A 21,752-nucleotide genomic window follows, 5' to 3' on the forward strand; every position below is an offset into this window, starting at 1 on the left:
TATAACTATAAATTGCATAGACCAAGCAAAAACCAATAAAAAACGCATGAATAAAAAAATATTAAATTCTTTATAACGTAGTGCAGCGTAAGGATCGTTTTTGGTTTTCATGATAAGTAGAGTTGGTTCGTTTTTTAACACGAGAGGACTCTATTTTTGGTTTCTTTACAAATGTAAAATAACCTAGTTCCTTATTTTAGTTTTTCTTTATTAATTTAAATTTACTATAATTTTAAGATATTTAATACAGTCTTTAAGATTAGATCTAGTGCAAGATTATAGTAATAAATACTATTGTAGAGAAATAAAAAATAGAGTAATTTTTTGCTTCATATGTATAGAAATATATACATCTTATACTATTCTTTAATATCTCGCAGTTTTAACTGTAAACTCACATTTCCTTGCCATTCATTTTCATCTATAGAATAAGCAGCTTTAAATGGTTTCTTATCTTTAATCAAGTTTAGCTTGTCTCCTAAACCAAAACCAATGCATACTATTTTATCACTATTAGTTTGTTTTACAGTAATACGAAGATGTTTATCGTCTTCACCTACACATTTACCATATCCAGTATCTTTAAGAGCATCACTCATAAAAATTGGAGACATGTTTCCAGGTCCAAAAGGTGCAAACTGACTTAAAATACGATAGAATTTAGGAATAATTTCTTTAAGTATTATTTGATTATCTATACTAATTTCGGGTGTTAAAAGTCTTTTGTCTATGGTTTTTTCTACTACGTCTTCAAACTTTTGTTTAAAGGCTTCATAATTTTCTTCTTTAAGTGTTAGGCCAGCTGCGTATTTGTGGCCACCAAATTGCTCGATAAATTCTGAACACGCTTGTAATGCATTATAAACATCGAAACCTTTTACAGAACGTGCAGATGCTGCTAATTTGTTGCCACTTTTTGTAAATACTAAAGTTGGTCTGTAATGTGTTTCTATTAATCTACTAGCAACAATACCAATAACACCTTTATGCCAATCTTCTTGGTAAACAACAGAAGTTACGCGTTCTTTTTCGTTATTATCTTCAATTTGTTTTAGTGCTTCAATAGTAATTTGCTTATCTGCTTCGCGTCTATCTGTATTAAAATCTTCAATTTCTTTAGCGTAAACTTCTGCTGTTTTTACGTTAGTTTCTGTTAATAAATCTACTGCATATTGGCCATGTTTCATTCTGCCAGCTGCATTTATTCTTGGTGCAATTACAAACACAACATCTGTAATGGTAAGTGTTTCTTTTTTAATTTGATTTATTATCGCTTTAAATCCTGCGCGTGGTTTTTCATTTATAACTTGTAAACCAAAATAAGCTAGAATTCTATTTTCACCAGTTATTGGTACAATATCTGCACCTATTGCAGTGGCAACCAAATCTAAATATTCTACTAAACCTTCAATAGTTTTTCCTTTTTTTGAAGCTAATGCTTGTATTAATTTAAAACCTACACCACAACCACAAAGCTCTTTATATGGATACTTACAATCGTTTTGTTTTGGGTCTAAAACAGCAACTGCATTCGGCACGTTTTCTCCTGGCCTGTGGTGATCGCAAATAATAAAATCGATGTTTTTTTCTTGAGCATATGCAATTTTATCTATTGCTTTTATTCCACAATCGAGCGCGATAATTAGCGTAAAATTATTGTCTTCAGCAAAATCGATGCCTTGAAAAGAAATACCGTAACCTTCACCATAGCGATCTGGAATGTAAGTTGCAACGTTAGGATAGTCGCTTTTTAAATACGAACTCATTAGAGAAACAGCTGTAGTTCCATCTACATCGTAATCACCATAAACTAAAATGTTTTCGTTTTTTTGTATAGCTTTTTCAATACGTGAGACTGCTTTTTTCATATCCTTCATTAAAAAAGGATCATGTAAATCTTTTAAACTTGGCCTAAAAAAATCTTTTGCTTGCTCGTAAGTTTCTATTCCTCTTTGTACAAGAAGAACGGCAATAGATTCTTCAATTTGAAGAGCATGCTGCAAAAAATTTACTTTTTCAAGATTTGGTTTTGGTTTTAGTGTCCAGCGCATTTTGTAGAAAGTGAATAGTTAAAAGTTGCTTTCAAGAACTCTATATATAGTTATTGTGAAAATGAATAGCAGTTTTTACTTTAGAAAACTGGCGAAACATTTCCATAACACCACAGTACTTTTCTATAGAAAGATCTACTGCTTTAGTTATCTTTTTTTCATCTAAATTGCTGCCATAAAAATGATAATCTACAGAAACTGCATGGTATGTTTTTGGATGCTCTTCTGTAAGCTCAGCTTCAACTTCAATTTTTAAATCGTCAAATGTGGTTTTCATTTTTTCTGCAATGGACACCACATCTAAACCAGAACAAGCAGCTAAAGAAGACAACATTACAGCTTTAGGACCTAAAGGTTTGTAAGGGTCGTTAGTATTTTCAGACTGACCTAAATTAAACATATAACCATTAGGATTGTCGCTTTCGAAAATCATGCTTTCTTTCCAAACAGATGTTACTTTATGTGACATATTGAATAATTTTTTGTTTATTGATACTTCCAAAAATACTATTTAAAAACTAAACTTATGCCACTAGTAACACCTTTAGATGCCGAACACGATTTAGAAACTAAAAAACTTGCAGAGTTTTTTAATGAAACTTTAGGCTTTTGTCCAAATTCTGTATTAACAATGCAACGCAGACCTGCAATTTCAAAAGCTTTTATAAACTTAAATATGGCTGTTATGGCTAATGAAGGTAAAGTTACTTCTGCCCTAAAGCGCATGATAGCTTGGGTTTCTAGTAATGCAACAGGTTGTCGTTATTGTCAAGCACATGCTATAAGAGCAGCAGAGCGTTACGGAGCAGAGCAAGAACAACTAGATAATATTTGGGAATACAGAACACATGCTGCTTTTAATGAAGCTGAACGTGCTGCATTAGATTTTTCTTTAGCTGCTTCGCAAGTGCCAAATGCGGTTGATGCAGATATACAAAAACGTTTACATGAGCATTGGACAGAAGGTGAAATTGTAGAAATGTTAGGTGTTATTTCTTTATTTGGATACTTAAACCGATGGAACGACTCTATGGGAACGACTCTTGAAAGCGATGCAATTGATAGCGGAAATCAATATCTTGGAAAACATGGTTTTGAGGTTGGGAAGCATGTTTAGATTGCTTGAATTATTAGGTTTTTAGAGTTCTACACTTTAGGGTATATAAGTATATAACCTTGCTAGAGATAGTGCCATTTTTTATAAACATGGTCTGTAGGCTATTTACTTAGGGTCATCCCAATATTTAAGTTTCTTTTAAATTCTTTTCTTTTTGATATTCCTTTTTTCAATAAATCATTTACTGCAACTATGTTTGTTTCGTCTTTAAATATATATTTAATAAACGTTTCCGAAGAAAAAAAATCGTTTCGTTTATTTGTAAACAAAGTCTGATAATAGGATTCAATTCTATCTCTTTAGTTTTGTCATAATATCCAATTAATTCAATCCCAATATAAGTACCAATAGGATTTAATTTTATGAAATTATTTGAAATATCAACAGATATTTCATCTTTTTCAAATGAATTAACATCGAGTGGTTTACTACAATAGATTTGATTTGATGGTTTTTCATTCTCAATTTCGTAAATATGTAGTCTAACATAAGCTTTAATATTACTATCTTTTAATTTCTTTTTTTCTTTAACTTTTGCAAATCCAATATTAATTTTATCTATATAAAAATTCTCAACTTTATTTGATGGATATATAGCTGCTAGTATTTCTGTCCTTGGTTGAAGTACCGATGAGCTAAATATTTTTGGGCTTCTTAATAATTTAAGTTCTTTAAAAACTGTCTTTTTCTGTAATAAGACTTCTTCTAATAGATTAATTTCAGTTGATAAAAATATAGTGTCTTTAACAATTGTAGTTCTTAATACTCTTTTTTTAAAACCCAATGAATTTATCTCAAATCAATCATTTTTTAGTTTGTTTAAATCAAATTCACCGTTTTGAGAGGTATAAAAGCCCTTTTTGTTGAATTTTATTATTGAAAAAGAGATAGGCTCTTTAGTTAATGAATCAACAACTATTATATTTTGAGAAAAAGATTTAAAACAGTAAAATAAAATAACAAGTAGAATTAAAGATTTTTTCATTTTTAAATGATATAAATTACTCTACATTTATTTGAATTAAATGTAGAGTAATATTTAATAATTATGACTCAATAGTAGGGTTGTTTCCTGGAAGGTTTGAACAAGTAAAAACATCACAATTTGTAACAATACCCAAAACTCTGTAGCAACAATTTCTATTACATGTTCCTTCTCCTATTGGATATGTTGGGCCACAAGTCCATCCCCAGATTTTTTTTTGATTACTAGATGATGCGTATCCTTTGATATCATTAGTAATATCTGTGTTTAAAATACTTTTACCATTCTTATTAATTTGAAAATTACTTAAAATAATCTATGCCTACTATTTCTAATTTTTCCTGATCAATATCAGCAAGATACATTAATGTATTGTTTAATTTGTGTATTGTAATATATCCTCTTCGTTTTGGGTAGTTATTAATTATTACCTCTTTAATAATCAAATTTTCATTTTTTAATTCAATTACCTCTCCAAAAGAAAATTCAGCATCATAAAATATTTTCAAAACGTTTTCATTTTTTTGATTTTCTGTGATTTCTTGATTATTAATTTCATTTTCGTTTGTGCAACTTAAGAAGTTTGCAACAATCAATACAACAGCAAACACTCTAAAAAATTTCTTTAATTTTTTCATAATTTAAAAGTTTAAGCCAGTTTTATTTTTTAACTGGCTGGTTAATAAAATTAAGAAGTTAAGAAGCATTTTAAGAAGCTAGGAATTTTAAAATAAACTTGCGCAAGTTATTTAGTTGCAACCTATTCTCTATTAATTTAAGGCTTCTTAATTCTTAAACTAATATTGAATACTTTGTAAACCAAAAAAAAAACTAGTTACACAAATTTTTTATGTAAACGTTTATGTATTTCATCGAAAACAGGTATTTATACTTGATGTATGTTAAAAGTAATAGCGAGGCTTTTTTGTAAAAAAGGTTATTAGATCTTATTTATAAAAATTCATCTCGTCCAAATATTTCCATACATTTTCTGGAAGTAATGGTTTAACATTTTTACCTTTTTTAATTGCATTTCTTACCAAAGTTGAAGAGATTTCAATAATAGGAGCTTCTACTTTATGAATTTTTGGGTGACTTGTAAATTGTGTGTCAATTGTGCCTTCAGAAATTCTAGGATAAATATAAATATGGTGATTTTCAAGGATAACTTCGTAGTTTTTCCATTTATGGAAACTCTTTAAATTATCTTCGCCCATAATTAAAGAAAACGCATATTCTGGATGTTTTTCTTGTAAATAGGTAAGTGTATTTATAGTATGGTTAGGTTGTCGTAAATTAAACTCAATATTACTTTCTTTTAATTTTGAATAGTCTTTAGTAGCTAGATATACCATTTCTAAACGCTGAAAATTATCTAATAAAGTACTTTTCTTTTTAAATGGATTGTGTGGTGTTACTACAAACCATATTTGATCTAGGTCGCTATTTTCTACTAATTGATTGGCAATTATTAAATGCCCAATATGTATTGGGTTAAAGGAGCCAAAATAAAGACCAATGTTCATGTTAATAGTATCGTATTACTTTTTAGTATTTAAAAAACTTACAATAGTGTTTTCTGCTTCTTTTAATGCTTTTTCTAAATTATCATTTTCAATAATGACATCAAAAAGTGGAGCAGTTGCAAGTTCTGCACTTGCTTTAGCGACTCTCATGTTTATTTTATCGTCGCTTTCTGTTTTTCTGTTTTTTAGTCTAATTTTAAGTTCGTCTATACTTGGAGGTTTAACAAAAATGGCTAAAGTTTGTTCTGTGAATTTACGTTTAATACGTAAACCTCCAGATACATCAATATCGAAAATAACATTCTTACCTAAAGCCCAAAGTCTTTCTACTTCTGTTTTTAGTGTGCCATAAAAATTATCTCTATAAACTTCTTCCCATTCTAGAAAATCATCATCTTTTATATGCTGTTTAAAAGCACTTGCAGACATAAAGTAGTAGTCTTCAGCATGTACTTCTGTACCACGTTTTTCTCGAGAGGTTGCAGAAATAGAAAACGCTAAATTAAGCTGTTCTTGTTTTAATAAATGTCTAACTATGGTGGTTTTTCCAGAACCAGATGGTGCAGAGAATACTATTAGTTTGCCTTGTGCCATTTTATAAAACGTTTAGTAATTGTTCTTTAATTTTTTCTAATTCGTCTTTCATTTGCACAACTAATTGTTGCATTGGTGCATAATTACTTTTAGAGCCTATAGTGTTAATCTCGCGTCCCATTTCTTGACCAATAAAAGCCAATTTTTTTCCATTAGAATCGCTAGAGTTTAGTGTTTCTATAAAATAATCTAAGTGGTTTTTTAAACGTACTTTCTCTTCGGTAATATCAAACTTCTCTATGTAATAAACCAGTTCTTGTTCAAAACGGTTTTCATCGTATTTTTCCTTAAGGTCTTCTACACCTTTTTTTAAGCGCTCTCTAACTCCTTCAACTCGGTCTGGATCTATAGTAATTACTTGTTCTAATAAGTTTTCTATGGAAGTTACTCGGTTTTTAAAATCTGCTTCAAGAACACTACCTTCATCTAAACGGTAAGCTTTAATAGCTTTAATGGCTACATTAATTTCAGCTTCAATGTGTTTCCACTCGTTATTGTCAATTTCTTCACGTTCTGTATTTAAAGCGTCTGGGAAACGAACTGCCATTTTTAGTAACTCTTGATCATTACTTACGCTTAATAACTCGCGTAATTGTTGCATGTATTGTTTTACAACTGAAGTGTTAATTTTAGTCGATGTGTCTTCTGCAGTAGCTTCAACATAAATAGAAAAGTCTATTTTTCCACGATCTAATTCTTTGGCCATTAATTTACGTATAGAAAGTTCTTTTTCTCTGTAAATTGAAGGCATTCTAGCATTCAAATCTAGATTTTTGCTATTAAGCGATTTTAGCTCAATTGTAATTTTTTTTGTTGGTAATTGTAAAACAGATTTACCATAACCCGTCATTGAATGAATCATAAATAATGTATAAAGTTGTGCAAATATAATGAAAACAGAATCCTTAGAAAACAGTATTTTTGCATTTAAAGATCTTATTAAATGTACAAAAAACAGTTCGAAATACGTTGGAGTGATGTTGATGCAAACAGGCATTTAGCAAATTCTGCATACACAAACTTTATGAGTCATACTAGAATGGCTTTTTTAATGGAATTTGGTTTTACCATGAAAGAGTTGGCAATCCATAATATTGGGCCAGTAGTCTTTTACGAGCATATGCATTATTTTAAAGAAGCGTTTATGGGACAGCCAATTACGGTTTCTTTAGAGGTTTCAGGCTTGAGTGAAGATGGTACTTTTTTTAAGTTCGACCATAATTTTTATAACCATAAAGAAGAAAATATAGCTTTTTGTGAAATGTTTGGTGCGTGGATAGATTTAAAAGCGAGAAAGATGACTCATTTGCCAAAAGCATTAATGGATCTAGCAGATAAATTCCCAAAAACCGAAGATTATAAAACACTAACTAAAGAAGACACAAGAGCTAACGGTCGTAAACCTAAAAATTTATCCCTTTAGTGCTTCTTTTGGTTTTTTAGTTACCAAATACACACCTCCAAATATTAAAGTAGACGCTATTAATTTTACAGGTGTAATACTGTCGCTACCCATAATTATTGCAAATATACCTGCAATTACAGGTTGTATATATATAAACGTTGTAACTGTAGAAGCCTTTAAACTTCTAAGTGCTAAAGGGTTTAGTAGATAAGTTCCAAAAGTAGCACCTACAACTACAAAAAGTACAGAAAATGTGATGTATGGTGTAAATGTTGAAAATTGAGTTGCTACTAACTCACTATAACCAAAAGGGATAATTAATATTAAACTAAATAAAAATAACCAGCGTATAAATGTAAATGGATGGTATTTATAGGTTAATTTTTTTACAATTATTATATATATACTATAGGAGATTGCATTAATAAAAACAAACAGGTTACCAAGTAGAACATTGTCTCCTTCTAAATTTGATTTACCATATATACTTAATACTAAAGCGCCTGCAAAACCAAGAATAACACCAAAAACCTTTAATGTAGTAACACGTTCTTTTAAGTAAAACGAAGATAAAACCAATACAATAATTGGTGTAGTTATCATAATAACAGAGGCATGTATTGGAGTTGTAAACTCTAGGCCTTTAAAAAAACAAAGCATATTTATTGTTACACCAAAAACTGCTGCATAGAAAAATGTTAAATAATCTTTACTTTCTATTTTTTCTTTAGGACCTATAAAACTAAATATCCAAAATAAGGCTGTCGCTCCAGCAACACGTAATAATATAAAACCAAAGGGTTTCATGTAGCCTCCAGCCATAACATCTTTTGCATAAGTAAAATTTAAACCATACAAAAGTTGCACTAAAAATGCGGCAATAAGTGCCCAATACCTAGTCTTCATTTAAGGCATTTTTAACAGATTCAATATTCTGTTTTGAGTTTCCTACATAGATTTTATTATTTAAGATAAAAACTGGCCTGCTTAAAAAGGTGTAGTGCTCTAGAATTAGGTTTCTATAATCTGTTTCTGTTAACGTCTTATTTTTTAAATAGCGTTGCTTATATAAAGTTGCTCTTTTACTAAAGAGTGCTTCATAACTTCCTGCAAGTTCTTTCATCTTATCAATCTGCACTTCAGTTATAGCTTCAGTTTTAATGTTTTGAAGTACTACTTCTGCAGGTAAATCGAGTTCTTTTAATATACGAATACACGTACTACAGGATTTTAAATAATAAAAGATATTAGTCATCGAAATAAAGGTGTTTTTTTCCGTGTAAACGAAAATCTAATTTTTAACACTGCAAATTAAATTCATTTGAAATAGATTCTACTATATTTATAAAAAATTTGAATTATGGATTTTACTTTCGATGTTTTTTTAAAAACAAGAGGCTTTTTTAAAGCATATTTAGAAGAGTTGTCTCTAGCGCAATTAAATGCGATACCAAAAGGGTTTAATAATAATATTATCTGGAATATTGGACATAGTATAGTTACAGAGCAAATTCTGGTTTATAAACTATCTGGTTTAAAGCCAAATGTTAGCGAAGCACTTATAGAAAAGTATAAAAAAGGAACAAAACCAGATGGTAAAGCTACACAAGCAGAAGTAGACGAATTAAAAAAGCTGGCATTTTCTACAATAGAGCATACAAATGCAGATTTTAGTTCTAAAGTCTTTAGTACTTATAACGAGTATACCTTGTCAACAACAGGGAATACTCTTACTAATGTTAATCAAGCCATACAATTTTCACTTATTCATGAAGGCATGCATGCAGGTTATATTTTAGCTTTATTACGAGCTTTAAAAGTTTAAATAGCTATTTGCAACCGTATATGGAATGGTAAACTCTACAACATTATTAGCTGCAGAGTTAAAAGTATCGTAGAAAAAAATCACACCATCTTCGCTAAAACCAAGGTTTTCAGGAAGCTTAAATGTGTCGTTTTCAAAAGCTTCAATACGCTTATTGTTTGCAGAAAGCAATTCTCTATTATAGTATTTTTCACCTAGAATAGTAAATGCAGAGACATCATTAATTAAGTCTTTAGTCTCTAATTCTCTTCCAGTTTTAATATCAAAATTATAAAACTTAAAAACTAAATTACTATGCGCTCCACCAGTATTAATACTAGAGCTCATGGCTATAGAAGCTAAGGTTTCGCTTTTGTATATTATTTCACCATCAATTAAAACTTCCCAAGGTGGTAAATTTGTATACAATGTTTTACCAATTTGTATTTTAAAATCTTTATATGCTTTTTTAAAAGCTAGAATACTTTCTTCTATACTAGATTTAGTATTAGAAACGGCTTCGATATTAAGCGATTTGTTTACAAATTGTGAGAGGCTATTATTAATTTTTTTTGCAGTTTCTGTTTTACCTTCAGCCTTAGGGATATTTATTTCGATAGTGGTCTCTTGTTGCTCTATAATTGAGATTTCAGAAAAATCAAGAGCTACATCATCTTTACAAGAAAAAAAGAGGCTTGTAAAAAGTATAAGGCTAAAAATTATTAATAATCTAGAAAAGTAACTCTTAAACATTGACTAAAGGTTTTAATACAATTTTAATAAAACGAATTAAAGGCTATTTTTGTTGTAATCAAAAAAACTGAAAGTTATTTTTAGTTCAATTATAATTTAATTTTTATGAAGTTTAACACTAAAACTATTCATGTTAAGCAACAATTAGATCCAGCTTATGGAGCTATAATGCCTCCAATATACCAAACCTCTACTTATGCACAAACAACTCCAGGAGGACACAAAGGATTTGAGTATTCTAGAACACATAACCCAACACGTCAAGCTTTATAAAATGCATTTGCTAGTATTGAAAATGGCGAATTTGGTTTAGCATTTGGATCTGGATTAGCAGCTATTGATGCCGTTATGAAGCTTTTAAAACCTGGAGATGAGGTAATTTCTACAAACGATTTATATGGAGGAACTTATCGCTTATTTACTTCTATTTTTGAAGGTTTTGGGATTAAGTTTCATTTTGTAGGAATGGAGAATGCTGGAAATATAGAACGTTTTGTAAATAAAAATACGAAGTTGATTTGGGTAGAAACACCTACAAACCCAATGCTAAATATTATTGATATAAAAGCAGTAGCTAAAATCGCAAAAAAGAATGCTGTTTTATTAGCTGTAGATAACACATTTGCTACTCCTTATTTACAACAACCTTTAGATCTAGGAGCAGATATTGTAATGCATTCTGCTACTAAATATATTGGTGGTCATAGCGATTTGGTAATGGGAGCACTTATTGTTAAAAATAAAGAATTAGCAAATAAACTATATTTTATACAAAATGCTGGTGATGCAATTTGTGGTCCTCAAGATTCTTTTTTAGCATTAAGAGGAATAAAAACACTTCATGTAAGAATGCAACGTCATTGCGAAAACTGTAAAGCTGTAGCAAACTATCTGGCTTCTCATCCAAAAGTTGAAAATGTATATTGGCCAGATTTCGAGAATAATCCAAACCATAGTATTGCTAAATCGCAAATGAAAGATTTTGGAGGTATGTTGTCCTTTACAACTAAAGTAAACAATTATAATGAAGCCATTAAAATGGTTGAAAACTCAGAATTTTTACTTTAGCAGAATCTCTAGGTGGTGTAGAATCTTTAGCTGGCCATCCAGCTAGCATGACACATGCAAGTATACCAAAAGTAGAACGTGAGAAAACTGGTGTTGTAGACTCTTTAATTAGATTAAGTGTTGGTATAGAAGATGAAGAAGATTTGATTAACGATTTAAAACAGGCTTTAGGTTAGAAATCTATATGTTTATTTAAAATAGTAAATGCGTTGTGCTAAAGCTATTTTGTTTTTATTAAATTAGCTTTAGTTTTGCTCACCCATCTATTTTAATGAATGTAATTATAGTTCTTTTTGGTTTTTTTAATGCTAAATTTTTACTTCTTAATTTAGTAGCCTTAATAGGCGCTTTTTTTTTAATGGCTTCTTTAATTAAACATAAGTCTTTAAGAAAAATTTCAGCCTTTATATTTAGCATAATATCTGTACTCCAAATACTCTCTTTTTATATAACAAGAACATTTATTAGTTACAGTTTTATTATACATTTTAACACTCGAGACGTTCTTGGAATGAAAGATCTGTTTGCTCTTGAGATGGTTTATATATTGATTCTATTTGTGCTATTATTTATTTTTTATTATAAATCGCAAATTATAATAAATTCTATAAGGACAGTATTAAAAATCAAGCTTTCAACAGTAAAAGTTTTAAAGGTATTTGGAATAATTATTTCAGTTTTAATAATGACATTTAAAACTGGTGTTATACATGATGGTTATACGTTATTAAAAAACCTTAATGTAAATCATGAAGATTTTAATAAAGAGTTGAGCAAGCTTAACATGCAAGATTATGTTAAACCAGAAAACTTGGTTGTTGGAGAAGCAAAAAAGAATATTATAATTATAAGTTTAGAGTCTTTTGAAAAAGGATACTTTAGTGATAAACATGCCAAATTAACTCCCAATCTTAGAGCTTTAAAAGCAGATAGTATAAATTGGTCTTATTTAAATTTAAATCAAAACCAAGGAAGTAGCTGGACGAGTGGATCGCTTTATACTGCTATAACTGGTTTTCCTGCTTTTTTTGGTACAGAAGCAAATAGTATTTTTCAAACTAGCTATAGCTCAAGTATTACAGGTATAACTCATGTTTTAAAACAAACAAATCATGATTTAATTTATATAACCGATAATGCGGAAGTATCTGGAACAAACGAGATGCTTTATGCACTAGAAATAGATGAAATTATTGATCAAAAAAATTTAAATAGAAAAATTAAAGATAAAGATGTTTTTGAATTAGCCAAGCAAAGATTAAGACAAAGTAAAACAACAGATAAACCATTTACTTTAGTTATGTCTACTTTAAGTACTCATTTCCCTAACGGTGTTTATGATGATAGAATGGAGGCTAATCTTCCACCACAAGAAACAGACTTAGAATTTATGGTTTCTGCTACAGATTATTTAGTAAATGATTTTTTAACATTTCTTAAAACTGAAAATTTTTTAGAAGACACTGTTGTCTATATATTTCCAGATCATCTAAAAATGGGAAGCGATACTATTTTTGAAGATACTGGAGAGCGAGGACTTTTTTTGTTAACCAATGCGCCTACTCAAGTTATAGCTCCTTATAAAAACAATATTTTTTTTCAAATAGACTTACCAAAATTAATATTAGATGGAGCAGAGGTAAAACATAATGCGAAGTTTCTTACAGATTATATTGATATAGACAAAAACTTATATATAGATAATAATATTACTCAATTAACCACTTTAAATCTTTCTGGTTTTTCACGCTTAAAAAATGAACCATACCTTGTGCCAATAAAAACAAAGCACTATAATTCTTATATAAAAGATACTATAAGATTTATTGCTCATGCAGGTGGTGCTATAGATAATCAAACATATACTAATTCACTAGAGGCACTAAACCATAATTATAAAAAAGGTTTTAGACTCTTTGAATTAGATATAAGAAAAACAAGTGATAATAAATTTGTAGCTGTGCATTATTGGGGAGAATGGGCAGAAAGAACAGGTTTTAAAGGAAGTCTTCCACCTACTCACCAAGACTTTTTGCAATATAAAATTCAATCTAAATATACACCGTTAGATATGGAAAGTATAAACGATTGGTTTAAACTAAATAAAGACGCAATATTAATTACAGATAAAATAAATACTCCAAGAGCATTTTCTAATAGTTTTATTGATAAAGATCGCTTAATTATGGAGTTATTTACATGGGAGGCAGTTATAGAAGGCCTAGCGTGTAAAATAAAATCTTCTATGCCTTCACAACGTGTTTTATTAAGCTTTAAACCTGAAGATGTGGTAGCTAAATTCAAAGCCCAAGGAATAACAGATGTGGCACTTTCTAGATATAATCTGTCTAAGGAAATAGATTTGATAAAAGAATTAAAACAGAACGGAATAAAAGTTTACTTATATAACATAGAAGACTTTAACGAAATAAGTGCAGATTATGTTGTAAAGTATGAAATGGATTACATCTTCGGTATTTATGCAGATGATTGGGATTTTTAATAAAAAAATTAATCTAGGTAATAAATATAACCAAAGTTTAACCACACTAACCAATCATTATACTTATTGTATTTTAAATCATGGTTTAAGCCGTCTACCCAATCGCTAAAGTAGTATTGCCCACGTAAATCGAGCATTAAATCTGCAGAAGGTGCAATTTTATAACGTACACCAATACTAGACACTAAAGACCAAGTGCTTCCAGAACTAGCATCTATTGGAACTTCATGAATAGCAGGATTAATTGCGTACCATTGACTGTAAAAATTAGACATATTTGTAACATTTCCACTTCCAAAAGTAGTACTAACCTTAGGATTAAATGAAACAAAATAAGCACCAAAACTCACAAAAGGAGCAAGCTTATAAGCACTAGCTTGAAAACTCCTAATACTTAAAGGGAAGTATTCTAATTGCATTCCAATATCAAAATTATTAACTTCACCTTTATGCTCTCTTAATCTTTGAGATTCAATACTTGTTCTCTCAGGTGCAACAAATTTCCCAAAGTGCTCAAGTTTTGTTTTGTTGTAAGATATTTCAGTTCTTAACTTAAAATGATCATTAAAAAAATTATCTGTTGTATAACAATTACAATCTGCTCCATAAGCAAAGTTTATATAGTGTACAATACCAATTCCAAAACCAGTATTTCCTGCATTAGTTTCAAATTCACTTCTTAATCCAAAATCAGATTTAAAAGCAACAGGTCCTGTTATTACGTCTACTTCATGCGAAAACCCTAATTGAGCAAAAGACATTTGAGTAGAAAGAACTATAATAATTAGCCTAGCTAGTTATTTGGCGTTAAGCATATTTATGTTAAAGTTTTATAAGCGTTTAATTAACAAATATTATTGAGCATACAACTAATATTGAAATGCAGAATATTTATTATTAATTAAATAAAATGTATCTGCGAATTTAAATAAAATAAAGGTTATTTTTAAAGATAATGTATATTTGTAGTACAATTGAAACAACATTTTTATTAAAAATATAATTTACCATTAGAATGGAAAATAAAATTCAAGCATTTTTAGATTTAGTTAAAGAGAAAAACGGTCATGAACCGGAATTTTTACAAGCTGTCCATGAGGTTGCAGAGACTGTAATTCCTTTTATTGAACAAAACCCTAAATATCAAGGAAAAATGTTATTAGAGCGTATGGTAGAGCCAGAACGCACAATAATATTTAGAGTTCCTTGGATAGACGATAAAGGAGAAACACAAGTAAACAGAGCATTTAGAGTAGAATTTAACTCTGCTATAGGTCCTTATAAAGGAGGTTTACGTTTTCACCCATCTGTAAATTTAAGTATTCTTAAGTTTCTAGGCTTCGAACAAGTATTTAAAAATTCTCTTACAACATTACCAATGGGTGGTGGTAAAGGAGGAAGTGATTTTAATCCAAAAGGAAAGAGCGATAATGAGGTAATGCGTTTTTGCCAGTCTTTTATGTCAGAGTTATTTCGTCATATTGGAGCCAATACAGATGTGCCAGCAGGAGATATAGGAGTTGGTGGTCGCGAAATAGGATACATGTTTGGGCAATACAAAAGATTGAGAAACGAATTTACTGGAGTTTTAACAGGTAAAGGCTTGAGTTATGGAGGTTCTTTAATAAGACCAGAAGCAACAGGATATGGAACTGTTTATTTTGCTAAAAATATGTTAGCAACAAAAAACGATTCTTTTAAAGGAAAAATAGTTGTTATTTCTGGTTCTGGAAACGTAGCGCAATATGCTTGTGAGAAAGCTACAGAATTAGGTGGTAAAGTTGTTACTATGTCAGACTCTTCAGGTTATATATATGATGAGAGCGGAATAGATGCTGAGAAATTAGCATGTATTATGGACATTAAAAACGTAAAGAGAGGAAGAATTAGTGAATATTTAGACACTTATTCTTCGGCTAAATTCTTTAAAGGAGAAAGACCGTGGAGTGTTAATTGTGATGTAGCTATGCCATGTGCAACTCAAAACGAATTAAACAAAGCAGAAGCAGAAGCTTTAATCAATAATAAAGTAATAGTTATAGCAGAAGGTGCAAATATGCCAACTACACCAGAAGCTATTGAAGCATTTCAAAAAGCAAAAGTGCTATTTTCTCCAGGAAAGGCATCTAATGCTGGAGGTGTTGCTACATCAGGATTAGAGATGAGCCAAAACTCTTTAAGATATAATTGGACAAGAGAAGAAGTAGACGCTAAACTTTATCAAATTATGAATGATATTCATGAGTCTTGTGTTACTTACGGAACACAAGAAGATGGAACCATAGATTACGTTAAAGGAGCAAATGTTGCTGGTTTTGTTAAAGTAGCAGATGCTATGCTAGCTCAAGGAGTAGTATAAATAAATTAGTAAATAATTAAAAAAGCTCCCTAAAATGGAAGCTTTTTTAGTTTTTGTATATATTTTTGCAATATTCTACGTTATTTAGAGGTAATTACAAGCTATGAAAATTAAATACTTATTATTATTACTATTATTTCCAATAACAATCTATTCTCAAGATTATACTAGAGATTGGAAAGGCTATTTTGCTTACCTAGATATAAAAGATATTTCGCAAGGCTCATCAAAAATATTTGCAGCAGGTGAAAACGCAGTTTTTATTTATGACACGCAGACTAATGAATTAGATGAATTAACAACAATTAATGGTTTGTCTGGTGAGACTATTTCTACTATTCATTATGTTGAAGAAAATAACCTGTTATTAATTGGTTTTGAAAACGGTTTAATACAAGTTTACATAGAATCTAGTCAAGAAATAAGAAGTGTTGTTGACATCCTAGATAAACCTTCAATACCACCAACAGATAAAAGAATAAACCATTTTAATATATATAATGGTTTTGCGTACATTTCTACAAATTATGGAATTTCAGTTTATGATATTAATGCGCTAGAATTTGGTGACACATATTTTTTTGGCCCAAATGGTTCTCAACTAAAAGTAAACCAAACTACTGTTTTTCAAAATAATATTTATGCAGCAAGTGCAAGTGGATTGTATCAAGCTGAAGTAGATAACCCAAATTTAATAGATTATCAACAATGGCTGCAAACAGGAGGAGCAAATTGGGTAAAAATAGAGTCTATAGGTGAAAAAATATTTATTGCTAGGAGTGCTAATAGATTGTATGAATTAGTGGATAACTCTATTGTTTTAAGAATAACTTATAGTGGATTAATACAAGATTTAAGAGAATCAAATAATAAGCTTTTAGTTACCATTCCAAATAGTGTTTTTTTATATACAACAGAGCCTTTTAGTGAATTTGCAGTAATACCTTCCTTTGAAGATTATTCTACCAACTTCACTTCTGCAATAATGAATGCAGAAAACAATATTTTTATTGGTACACAAGGTGTATTTGTAAACAACAAATCAGGATTTGGAATATTAAAAACGAGTCTATCAGATTTAACTGAAATAGAAGAGATTCACCCATCATGCCCGCTTTCAAATAATGCATTTACAATAGCAGCAGTAGCTAATAATGTGTGGATGACTTATGGTGATTATACTATTTCATATAACCCGTGGCCCTTAAGAAAGAGAGGGTTTAGCCATTTAAAAGGTGAAGAATGGGTAAATGTTCCTTTTGATAGTGTTTTTGATGCAGTAAACCTAAACAAAATACATGTTGATCCATTTAATTCGGATAAAGTTTATATTAGTTCTTTTGTTCATGGTTTAATAGAGGTTGAAGACGATGATCCTACCGTTATATATACTCCAGATAATAGTAGTTTTGTATCTTCTTGGGCTAATGGAATTGATATTAGAAATGCAGGTTCAGTATTAGATCATAATAATATTTTATGGTGTACTAATGCTAGAACAACAAGCCCTTTAAAATCTTTTAATTTAGAAACAGGAGAATGGAGATCTTATGATTTTAGCGAGATAATTTTAGATAAAAATACAGAGATTGGTTACGGATCTATAGCTGTAGATCAAGATGATATAGTTTGGGTTGGAGGCCATAGAAAAGGGATTATTGGTTACAAACCAGAAACAGGAGAAATTAAGAATATCCAATCCGAAGAACAAAATTTACCATCACCTACAGTTAGGTCTGTAAAAGTAGATAAACAAAACCATATTTGGTTGGGAACAGGAAAAGGCCTAAGGGTTATTTATGATACCGAAGCGTTCTTTGAAAACCCAAATTACAACCCATCAGAAATTATAATTCTAGATGACGGTATAGCTAGAGAATTATTGTTTCAACAATTTGTAACAGATATAGAGGTGGATGGAGCAAATAATAAATGGGTAGCAACATTAAATACAGGTGCTTATTATTTCTCATCAGATGCACAAGATAATATTTATCATTTCACTACAAACAATTCACCAATTCCATCTAACAATGTTTTAGATATTGCCTTAGACGAAACTAATGGTATAGTATACATTGCTACAGATAAAGGTCTTGTTTCTTTTAACAGTGAAACTTCTGTTCCAGATAGCGATCTAAATGAAGCTTATGTATATCCAAATCCTGTAAGGCCTAATTTTAATATTAACGATGAAAAAATTAAAATTAAAGGTATTACTGGAAATGTAAATATTAAAATTACAGATATAGAAGGTAATTTAGTTACAGAGGCAGAAACAAGAACAAACAAGAAGTTTAGTGGTAATAACTTAGAAATAGATGGAGGTACTGCATTATGGAATGGAAAAAACATGTCTAATAGAATAGTAGCAACAGGTGTTTATATGGTTATGATTTCAGACTTAGATTCTTTTGAAACTAAAGTTCTAAAATTAATGGTAGTGAGATAATGTTGTTAACTACAAATGCCATTGTTTTATCTAAAATTAAATATCGAGATAACGACTTAATAATTAAATGTTACACCCAAAAAGAAGGTATAGTAAGTTATTTATTAAAAGGAGTATTAAAATCTAAAAAAGGATCTAAAACTGCTTATTATCAACTATTAACACAACTTCAAATAGTAACAGATACTAAACCTTCAAGGTCACTTCAATATATAAAAGAAGTAAAAGTTAATCATCTCTATTCCTCACTACATACAAATGTTTTAAAAGGAGCTATTGTTATGTTTTTAGCTGAAGTACTTTCGAGTTCCCTTCAAGAAGAAGAGCAAAATGATACTTTATATCATTATTTAGAAGCCACTTTACAATGGCTAGATACTCAAGAAAAATTTGCAAACTTTCATTTATTATTCCTGTTAAACTTAACGAAACATATAGGATTTTATCCAGATATGTCAAAAATTAGAGCGCCTTACTTTAATTTAGAAGACGGAAAGTTTCAAGAAAACATGCAGAGTAAATATTCGATTTCAGGTGAAAATTTAACATTATTAAAACAGCTTTTAGGCACAACATTTGATGCTTTAGAAACAGCTAAAATAAATGCCAAACAAAGACAATCTTTTTTAAGCCTTATTTTAATGTATTTTGAATTACATTTGGGTAATTTCAGAAAGCCAAAATCACTACAAATATTTAATGACGTTTTTAGTTAAAAATAGTAAGTATATTCTCGTTTTTCTTCTGCTTTTTTGCTCAAGTTTTTTTGTAGAATCACAAGAAATAGTAGTAGTAAACAATAGTACTCAAGACCCAATAATAGGTGTTGCTATTTATAATAAATTAAAATCTAAAAGTATTATTACAGACTTTTACGGTAAAGCTAATTTAGAGGTTTTTGAGGCCTCAGAGATTTTATATTTTAAGCATATTTCTTACACGTTATTTTCGGTTTCAAAATCATTAATTTCCAATAATAAAGTACAATTAAATCCTAAGGCACAAGGATTAGAAGAAATTGTAATTTCAGCATCAAAATTTAAAGAAAGCAAAAGAGATATTCCAAGAAAAATATCTAGTATTAGTGCTAGTGAAATTACATTCGAAAATCCACAAACAAGCGCAGACCTTCTAAAATCTTCTGGTCAAGTTTACATACAAAAAAGCCAATTAGGAGGAGGAAGCCCAATAATAAGAGGTTTTTCTACAAATAGATTGCTAATTACAGTAGATGGAGTTAGGATGAATAATGCTATTTTTAGAGGCGGAAACATACAAAATGTAATATCTATAGATCCATTTTCCATACAAAATATAGAGGTGTCTTTAGGAGCAGGAAATGTAATTTATGGAAGCGATGCAATTGGTGGCGTTATGAGTTTTTATACTAAAACACCAAAATTATCTTACACAGACTCAACTTTTATAAAAACAAACGCAGTCTTGAGATATGCTTCAGCCTCTCAAGAGAAAACAGCTCATGTAGGCGTTAATTATGGATTTAAAAAATGGGCATTTATAACAAACGCAAGTTTTACAGACTTTAGAGATTTAAGAATGGGAAGTCATGATCCTAAAGATTATTTAAGACCTGAGTATGTTATTACAAATAATAATGAAGATGTTATAATAGAAAATAACAACCCAAACATTCAAAAATTTTCAGGGTATAATCAATTTAATATCATGCAAAAAGCAAGATATGAAGCTGAAGAAAATTTAAATTTTGACTTAGGAGTCTTTTATACAGCAACTTCTAATACACCAAGATACGATAGGTTAATACGCTACAATGGAGATAATTTAAGATATGCTAAGTGGTATTATGGGCCACAAAAATGGTTCATGACTAATTTAAATGTTACTAAGCTTAGCAGTAATTCTAATCTCTATGATAAAGTAAAAGCTACAGTAGCTTATCAAAATTTTAAAGAAAGTAGAATTGATCGTCATTTTCAATCTGAAATTAGAAATATAAGAGAAGAAAGTGTAGATGCCTTTTCATTTAATTTAGATTTAGAGAAATCCATTACAAAAAAAACAAAACTTTTTTATGGTTTAGAATATGTACATAACACAATATATTCTGATGGGTCTCAACAAAACATAATAACAAATGCAATAGATCCTACAGTATCTAGATATCCAGATGGATCAACGTGGCAATCTGCTGCTGTTTATACAAGTTTAAAATACAAACCAAGTAATAACCTTATTTTTCAAACAGGATTACGTTACAATAATGTAGTATCAAAAGCTGATTTTTCGAAAAATAATTCCTTTTTAAACCTACCTTTTACAGAAGCAAATAACAATTCTAGTGCATTTACAGGAACTGCAGGAGTGAGTTGGTCTCCAAGTAAATTATTACAATGGAAACTTAATTTCTCGTCTGCTTTTAGAGCACCAAATATAGACGATATTGGCAAGGTGTTTGACTCTGAGCCAGGTTCAGTTGTAGTACCAAATAACGATTTAAGTCCTGAACACGCTTATGGAGGCGAATTAGGTTTAATTTTAAATTTTAGTGATGTTTTATTATTAGATACAACAACTTATTACACATATCTTGATAATGCATTGGACAGACGAGATGACGATTTAAATGGAGAGAGCGAGATATTTTATGATGGCGAATTAAGTAATGTACAGTCTATTCAAAACGTCACAAAATCTTGGATTTATGGTTTTGAGATTGGAGCAAAAATTAATTTTAGCGAAAGACTGAAGTTAACCTCTCAATATAATATTGTTGGTGGTACAGAGCAAACTGATGGATTGGAGGTACCTGTTAGGCATGTATCTCCAAATTTTGGAAATACACACCTAGTTTGGCAAAACAAATCATTAAAAGCAGATGCTTTTATTAATTATAATGGAGAGTTGTCTTTTAATCAATTAGCACCTTCAGAACGTTCTAAGTCCTACCTATACGCTTTAGATAGTAATGGAGATCCTTACTCACCATCATGGTATACTTTAAATTTTAGAATGCAATATCAACTAAATAAATCTACAAGTATTACTGCTAGTTTAGAGAATATAACAGACCAACGTTACAGAACCTATTCTTCAGGAATATCTGCACCAGGAAGAAATTTAATAGTTGCACTAAAATATAGTTTATAATAATTC

At 29.8% G+C, this 21,752-nt stretch carries 19 protein-coding genes and 1 pseudogene; 9 read left to right on the forward strand and 11 right to left on the reverse strand.

Translation table 11 applies throughout. The annotated features are described in order from the left end of the window. Positions 1-359 precede the first annotated feature (359 nt). Together recJ and QNK89_RS06760 are read right to left on the reverse strand one after the other, a co-directional pair. Positions 360-2,051, reverse strand: coding sequence for a single-stranded-DNA-specific exonuclease RecJ (recJ, locus tag QNK89_RS06755; RefSeq protein WP_340170258.1), 1,692 nt, complete (start codon positions 2,049-2,051; stop codon positions 360-362). Between the two features lie 40 nt (positions 2,052-2,091). After that, positions 2,092-2,520: an OsmC family protein gene (locus QNK89_RS06760; RefSeq protein ID WP_340170259.1), complete on the reverse strand. Its 429-nt coding sequence runs from the start codon at positions 2,518-2,520 to the stop codon at positions 2,092-2,094. Between the two features lie 57 nt (positions 2,521-2,577). Here QNK89_RS06760 and QNK89_RS06765 point away from each other — a divergent pair, with 57 nt between their 5' ends. Continuing rightward, on the forward strand, positions 2,578-3,168 hold the full coding sequence (locus QNK89_RS06765) for a carboxymuconolactone decarboxylase family protein (RefSeq protein WP_340170260.1): 591 nt from the start codon (positions 2,578-2,580) through the stop codon (positions 3,166-3,168). Between the two features lie 190 nt (positions 3,169-3,358). Here QNK89_RS06765 and QNK89_RS06770 read toward each other — a convergent pair whose 3' ends face one another. The 5 genes from QNK89_RS06770 to QNK89_RS06790 all read right to left on the reverse strand — a co-directional run bounded on the left by QNK89_RS06770 (position 3,359) and on the right by QNK89_RS06790 (position 7,135). Next, positions 3,359-3,952 carry a hypothetical protein gene (locus QNK89_RS06770; protein WP_340170261.1) on the reverse strand — a complete coding sequence of 198 codons (594 nt, stop codon included), beginning with the start codon at positions 3,950-3,952 and terminating at the stop codon, positions 3,359-3,361. A 503-nt stretch (positions 3,953-4,455) separates the two neighbouring features. Beyond that, positions 4,456-4,791, reverse strand: a complete 336-nt coding sequence (locus QNK89_RS06775) for a hypothetical protein (protein WP_340170262.1) — start codon at positions 4,789-4,791, stop codon at positions 4,456-4,458. A gap of 309 nt (positions 4,792-5,100) precedes the next feature. Then, positions 5,101-5,679 carry a nicotinate (nicotinamide) nucleotide adenylyltransferase gene (nadD, locus tag QNK89_RS06780; protein ID WP_340170263.1) on the reverse strand — a complete coding sequence of 193 codons (579 nt, stop codon included), beginning with the start codon at positions 5,677-5,679 and terminating at the stop codon, positions 5,101-5,103. A gap of 15 nt (positions 5,680-5,694) precedes the next feature. Further along, complete coding sequence (gene gmk, locus QNK89_RS06785; RefSeq protein WP_340170264.1) at positions 5,695-6,273, reverse strand: guanylate kinase; 579 nt, start codon at positions 6,271-6,273, stop codon at positions 5,695-5,697. A 1-nt stretch (position 6,274) separates the two neighbouring features. Then, positions 6,275-7,135, reverse strand: coding sequence for a YicC/YloC family endoribonuclease (locus QNK89_RS06790; RefSeq protein WP_340170265.1), 861 nt, complete (start codon positions 7,133-7,135; stop codon positions 6,275-6,277). 81 nt (positions 7,136-7,216) lie between these two features. On the opposite strand from QNK89_RS06790, the gene QNK89_RS06795 reads away from it, so the two are divergent. Next, positions 7,217-7,696: an acyl-CoA thioesterase gene (locus tag QNK89_RS06795; protein ID WP_340170266.1), complete on the forward strand. Its 480-nt coding sequence runs from the start codon at positions 7,217-7,219 to the stop codon at positions 7,694-7,696. On the opposite strand, the gene QNK89_RS06800 is transcribed toward QNK89_RS06795, so the two are convergent. Together QNK89_RS06800 and QNK89_RS06805 are read right to left on the reverse strand one after the other, a co-directional pair. Next, entirely contained in the window at positions 7,685-8,584 is a 900-nt protein-coding gene (locus tag QNK89_RS06800; protein ID WP_340170267.1) for a DMT family transporter, read from the reverse strand. The genes QNK89_RS06795 and QNK89_RS06800 overlap by 12 nt on opposite strands. Next, complete coding sequence (locus tag QNK89_RS06805; protein ID WP_340170268.1) at positions 8,574-8,933, reverse strand: ArsC/Spx/MgsR family protein; 360 nt, start codon at positions 8,931-8,933, stop codon at positions 8,574-8,576. Before QNK89_RS06805 ends, QNK89_RS06800 begins: the two co-directional genes overlap by 11 nt. A 105-nt stretch (positions 8,934-9,038) precedes the next feature. Between QNK89_RS06805 and QNK89_RS06810 the strand changes: the two genes are divergently transcribed. Continuing rightward, complete coding sequence (locus QNK89_RS06810; protein ID WP_340170269.1) at positions 9,039-9,503, forward strand: DinB family protein; 465 nt, start codon at positions 9,039-9,041, stop codon at positions 9,501-9,503. Here QNK89_RS06810 and QNK89_RS06815 read toward each other — a convergent pair. After that, the gene (locus QNK89_RS06815; RefSeq protein WP_340170270.1) at positions 9,492-10,235 is read right to left on the reverse strand and encodes a DUF4163 domain-containing protein; all 744 of its coding nucleotides are present in this window, start codon (positions 10,233-10,235) and stop codon (positions 9,492-9,494) included. The two genes, QNK89_RS06810 and QNK89_RS06815, sit on opposite strands and share 12 nt — an antisense overlap. Positions 10,236-10,340: 105 nt before the next feature. On the opposite strand from QNK89_RS06815, the pseudogene QNK89_RS06820 reads away from it, so the two are divergent. Further along, a pseudogene (locus tag QNK89_RS06820) lies at positions 10,341-11,479 on the forward strand (PLP-dependent aspartate aminotransferase family protein). 509 nt (positions 11,480-11,988) lie between these two features. Beyond that, entirely contained in the window at positions 11,989-13,806 is a 1,818-nt protein-coding gene (locus QNK89_RS06825; protein WP_340170271.1) for a sulfatase-like hydrolase/transferase, read from the forward strand. A gap of 8 nt (positions 13,807-13,814) precedes the next feature. Here QNK89_RS06825 and QNK89_RS06830 read toward each other — a convergent pair whose 3' ends face one another. Then, the gene (locus QNK89_RS06830) at positions 13,815-14,567 is read right to left on the reverse strand and encodes a glutamate dehydrogenase (RefSeq protein ID WP_340170272.1); all 753 of its coding nucleotides are present in this window, start codon (positions 14,565-14,567) and stop codon (positions 13,815-13,817) included. Positions 14,568-14,821: 254 nt separating this feature from the next. Here QNK89_RS06830 and gdhA point away from each other — a divergent pair, with 254 nt between their 5' ends. The 4 genes from gdhA to QNK89_RS06850 all read left to right on the forward strand — a co-directional run bounded on the left by gdhA (position 14,822) and on the right by QNK89_RS06850 (position 21,746). After that, positions 14,822-16,165, forward strand: coding sequence for an NADP-specific glutamate dehydrogenase (gene gdhA, locus QNK89_RS06835; RefSeq protein ID WP_340170273.1), 1,344 nt, complete (start codon positions 14,822-14,824; stop codon positions 16,163-16,165). A gap of 103 nt (positions 16,166-16,268) precedes the next feature. After that, positions 16,269-18,617, forward strand: coding sequence for an ABC transporter substrate-binding protein (locus tag QNK89_RS06840; protein WP_340170274.1), 2,349 nt, complete (start codon positions 16,269-16,271; stop codon positions 18,615-18,617). Next, positions 18,617-19,333: a DNA repair protein RecO gene (recO, locus tag QNK89_RS06845; RefSeq protein ID WP_340170275.1), complete on the forward strand. Its 717-nt coding sequence runs from the start codon at positions 18,617-18,619 to the stop codon at positions 19,331-19,333. The genes QNK89_RS06840 and recO overlap by 1 nt, the downstream gene beginning before the upstream one ends. After that, on the forward strand, positions 19,317-21,746 hold the full coding sequence (locus QNK89_RS06850; protein WP_340170276.1) for a TonB-dependent receptor: 2,430 nt from the start codon (positions 19,317-19,319) through the stop codon (positions 21,744-21,746). The genes recO and QNK89_RS06850 overlap by 17 nt, the downstream gene beginning before the upstream one ends. Positions 21,747-21,752: the final 6 nt, after the last annotated feature.

Origin of the sequence: Lacinutrix sp., from assembly GCF_037625555.1 — a bacterium.
Classification (GTDB): domain Bacteria; phylum Bacteroidota; class Bacteroidia; order Flavobacteriales; family Flavobacteriaceae; genus Lacinutrix.

Excerpts from the sequence above, each read along its gene's own strand:
- recJ (WP_340170258.1), bottom strand. The coding sequence starts at position 2,051 with ATGCGCTGGACACTAAAACCAAAACCAAATCTTGAAAAAGTAAATTTT.
- QNK89_RS06760 (WP_340170259.1), bottom strand. The coding sequence starts at position 2,520 with ATGTCACATAAAGTAACATCTGTTTGGAAAGAAAGCATGATTTTCGAA.
- QNK89_RS06765 (WP_340170260.1), top strand. The coding sequence starts at position 2,578 with ATGCCACTAGTAACACCTTTAGATGCCGAACACGATTTAGAAACTAAA.
- QNK89_RS06775 (WP_340170262.1), bottom strand. The coding sequence starts at position 4,791 with ATGAAAAAATTAAAGAAATTTTTTAGAGTGTTTGCTGTTGTATTGATT.
- nadD (WP_340170263.1), bottom strand. The coding sequence starts at position 5,679 with ATGAACATTGGTCTTTATTTTGGCTCCTTTAACCCAATACATATTGGG.
- gmk (WP_340170264.1), bottom strand. The coding sequence starts at position 6,273 with ATGGCACAAGGCAAACTAATAGTATTCTCTGCACCATCTGGTTCTGGA.
- QNK89_RS06790 (WP_340170265.1), bottom strand. The coding sequence starts at position 7,135 with ATGATTCATTCAATGACGGGTTATGGTAAATCTGTTTTACAATTACCA.
- QNK89_RS06795 (WP_340170266.1), top strand. The coding sequence starts at position 7,217 with ATGTACAAAAAACAGTTCGAAATACGTTGGAGTGATGTTGATGCAAAC.
- QNK89_RS06800 (WP_340170267.1), bottom strand. The coding sequence starts at position 8,584 with ATGAAGACTAGGTATTGGGCACTTATTGCCGCATTTTTAGTGCAACTT.
- QNK89_RS06805 (WP_340170268.1), bottom strand. The coding sequence starts at position 8,933 with ATGACTAATATCTTTTATTATTTAAAATCCTGTAGTACGTGTATTCGT.
- QNK89_RS06810 (WP_340170269.1), top strand. The coding sequence starts at position 9,039 with ATGGATTTTACTTTCGATGTTTTTTTAAAAACAAGAGGCTTTTTTAAA.
- QNK89_RS06815 (WP_340170270.1), bottom strand. The coding sequence starts at position 10,235 with ATGTTTAAGAGTTACTTTTCTAGATTATTAATAATTTTTAGCCTTATA.
- QNK89_RS06825 (WP_340170271.1), top strand. The coding sequence starts at position 11,989 with ATGACATTTAAAACTGGTGTTATACATGATGGTTATACGTTATTAAAA.
- QNK89_RS06830 (WP_340170272.1), bottom strand. The coding sequence starts at position 14,567 with ATGTCTTTTGCTCAATTAGGGTTTTCGCATGAAGTAGACGTAATAACA.
- gdhA (WP_340170273.1), top strand. The coding sequence starts at position 14,822 with ATGGAAAATAAAATTCAAGCATTTTTAGATTTAGTTAAAGAGAAAAAC.
- QNK89_RS06840 (WP_340170274.1), top strand. The coding sequence starts at position 16,269 with ATGAAAATTAAATACTTATTATTATTACTATTATTTCCAATAACAATC.
- recO (WP_340170275.1), top strand. The coding sequence starts at position 18,617 with ATGTTGTTAACTACAAATGCCATTGTTTTATCTAAAATTAAATATCGA.
- QNK89_RS06850 (WP_340170276.1), top strand. The coding sequence starts at position 19,317 with ATGACGTTTTTAGTTAAAAATAGTAAGTATATTCTCGTTTTTCTTCTG.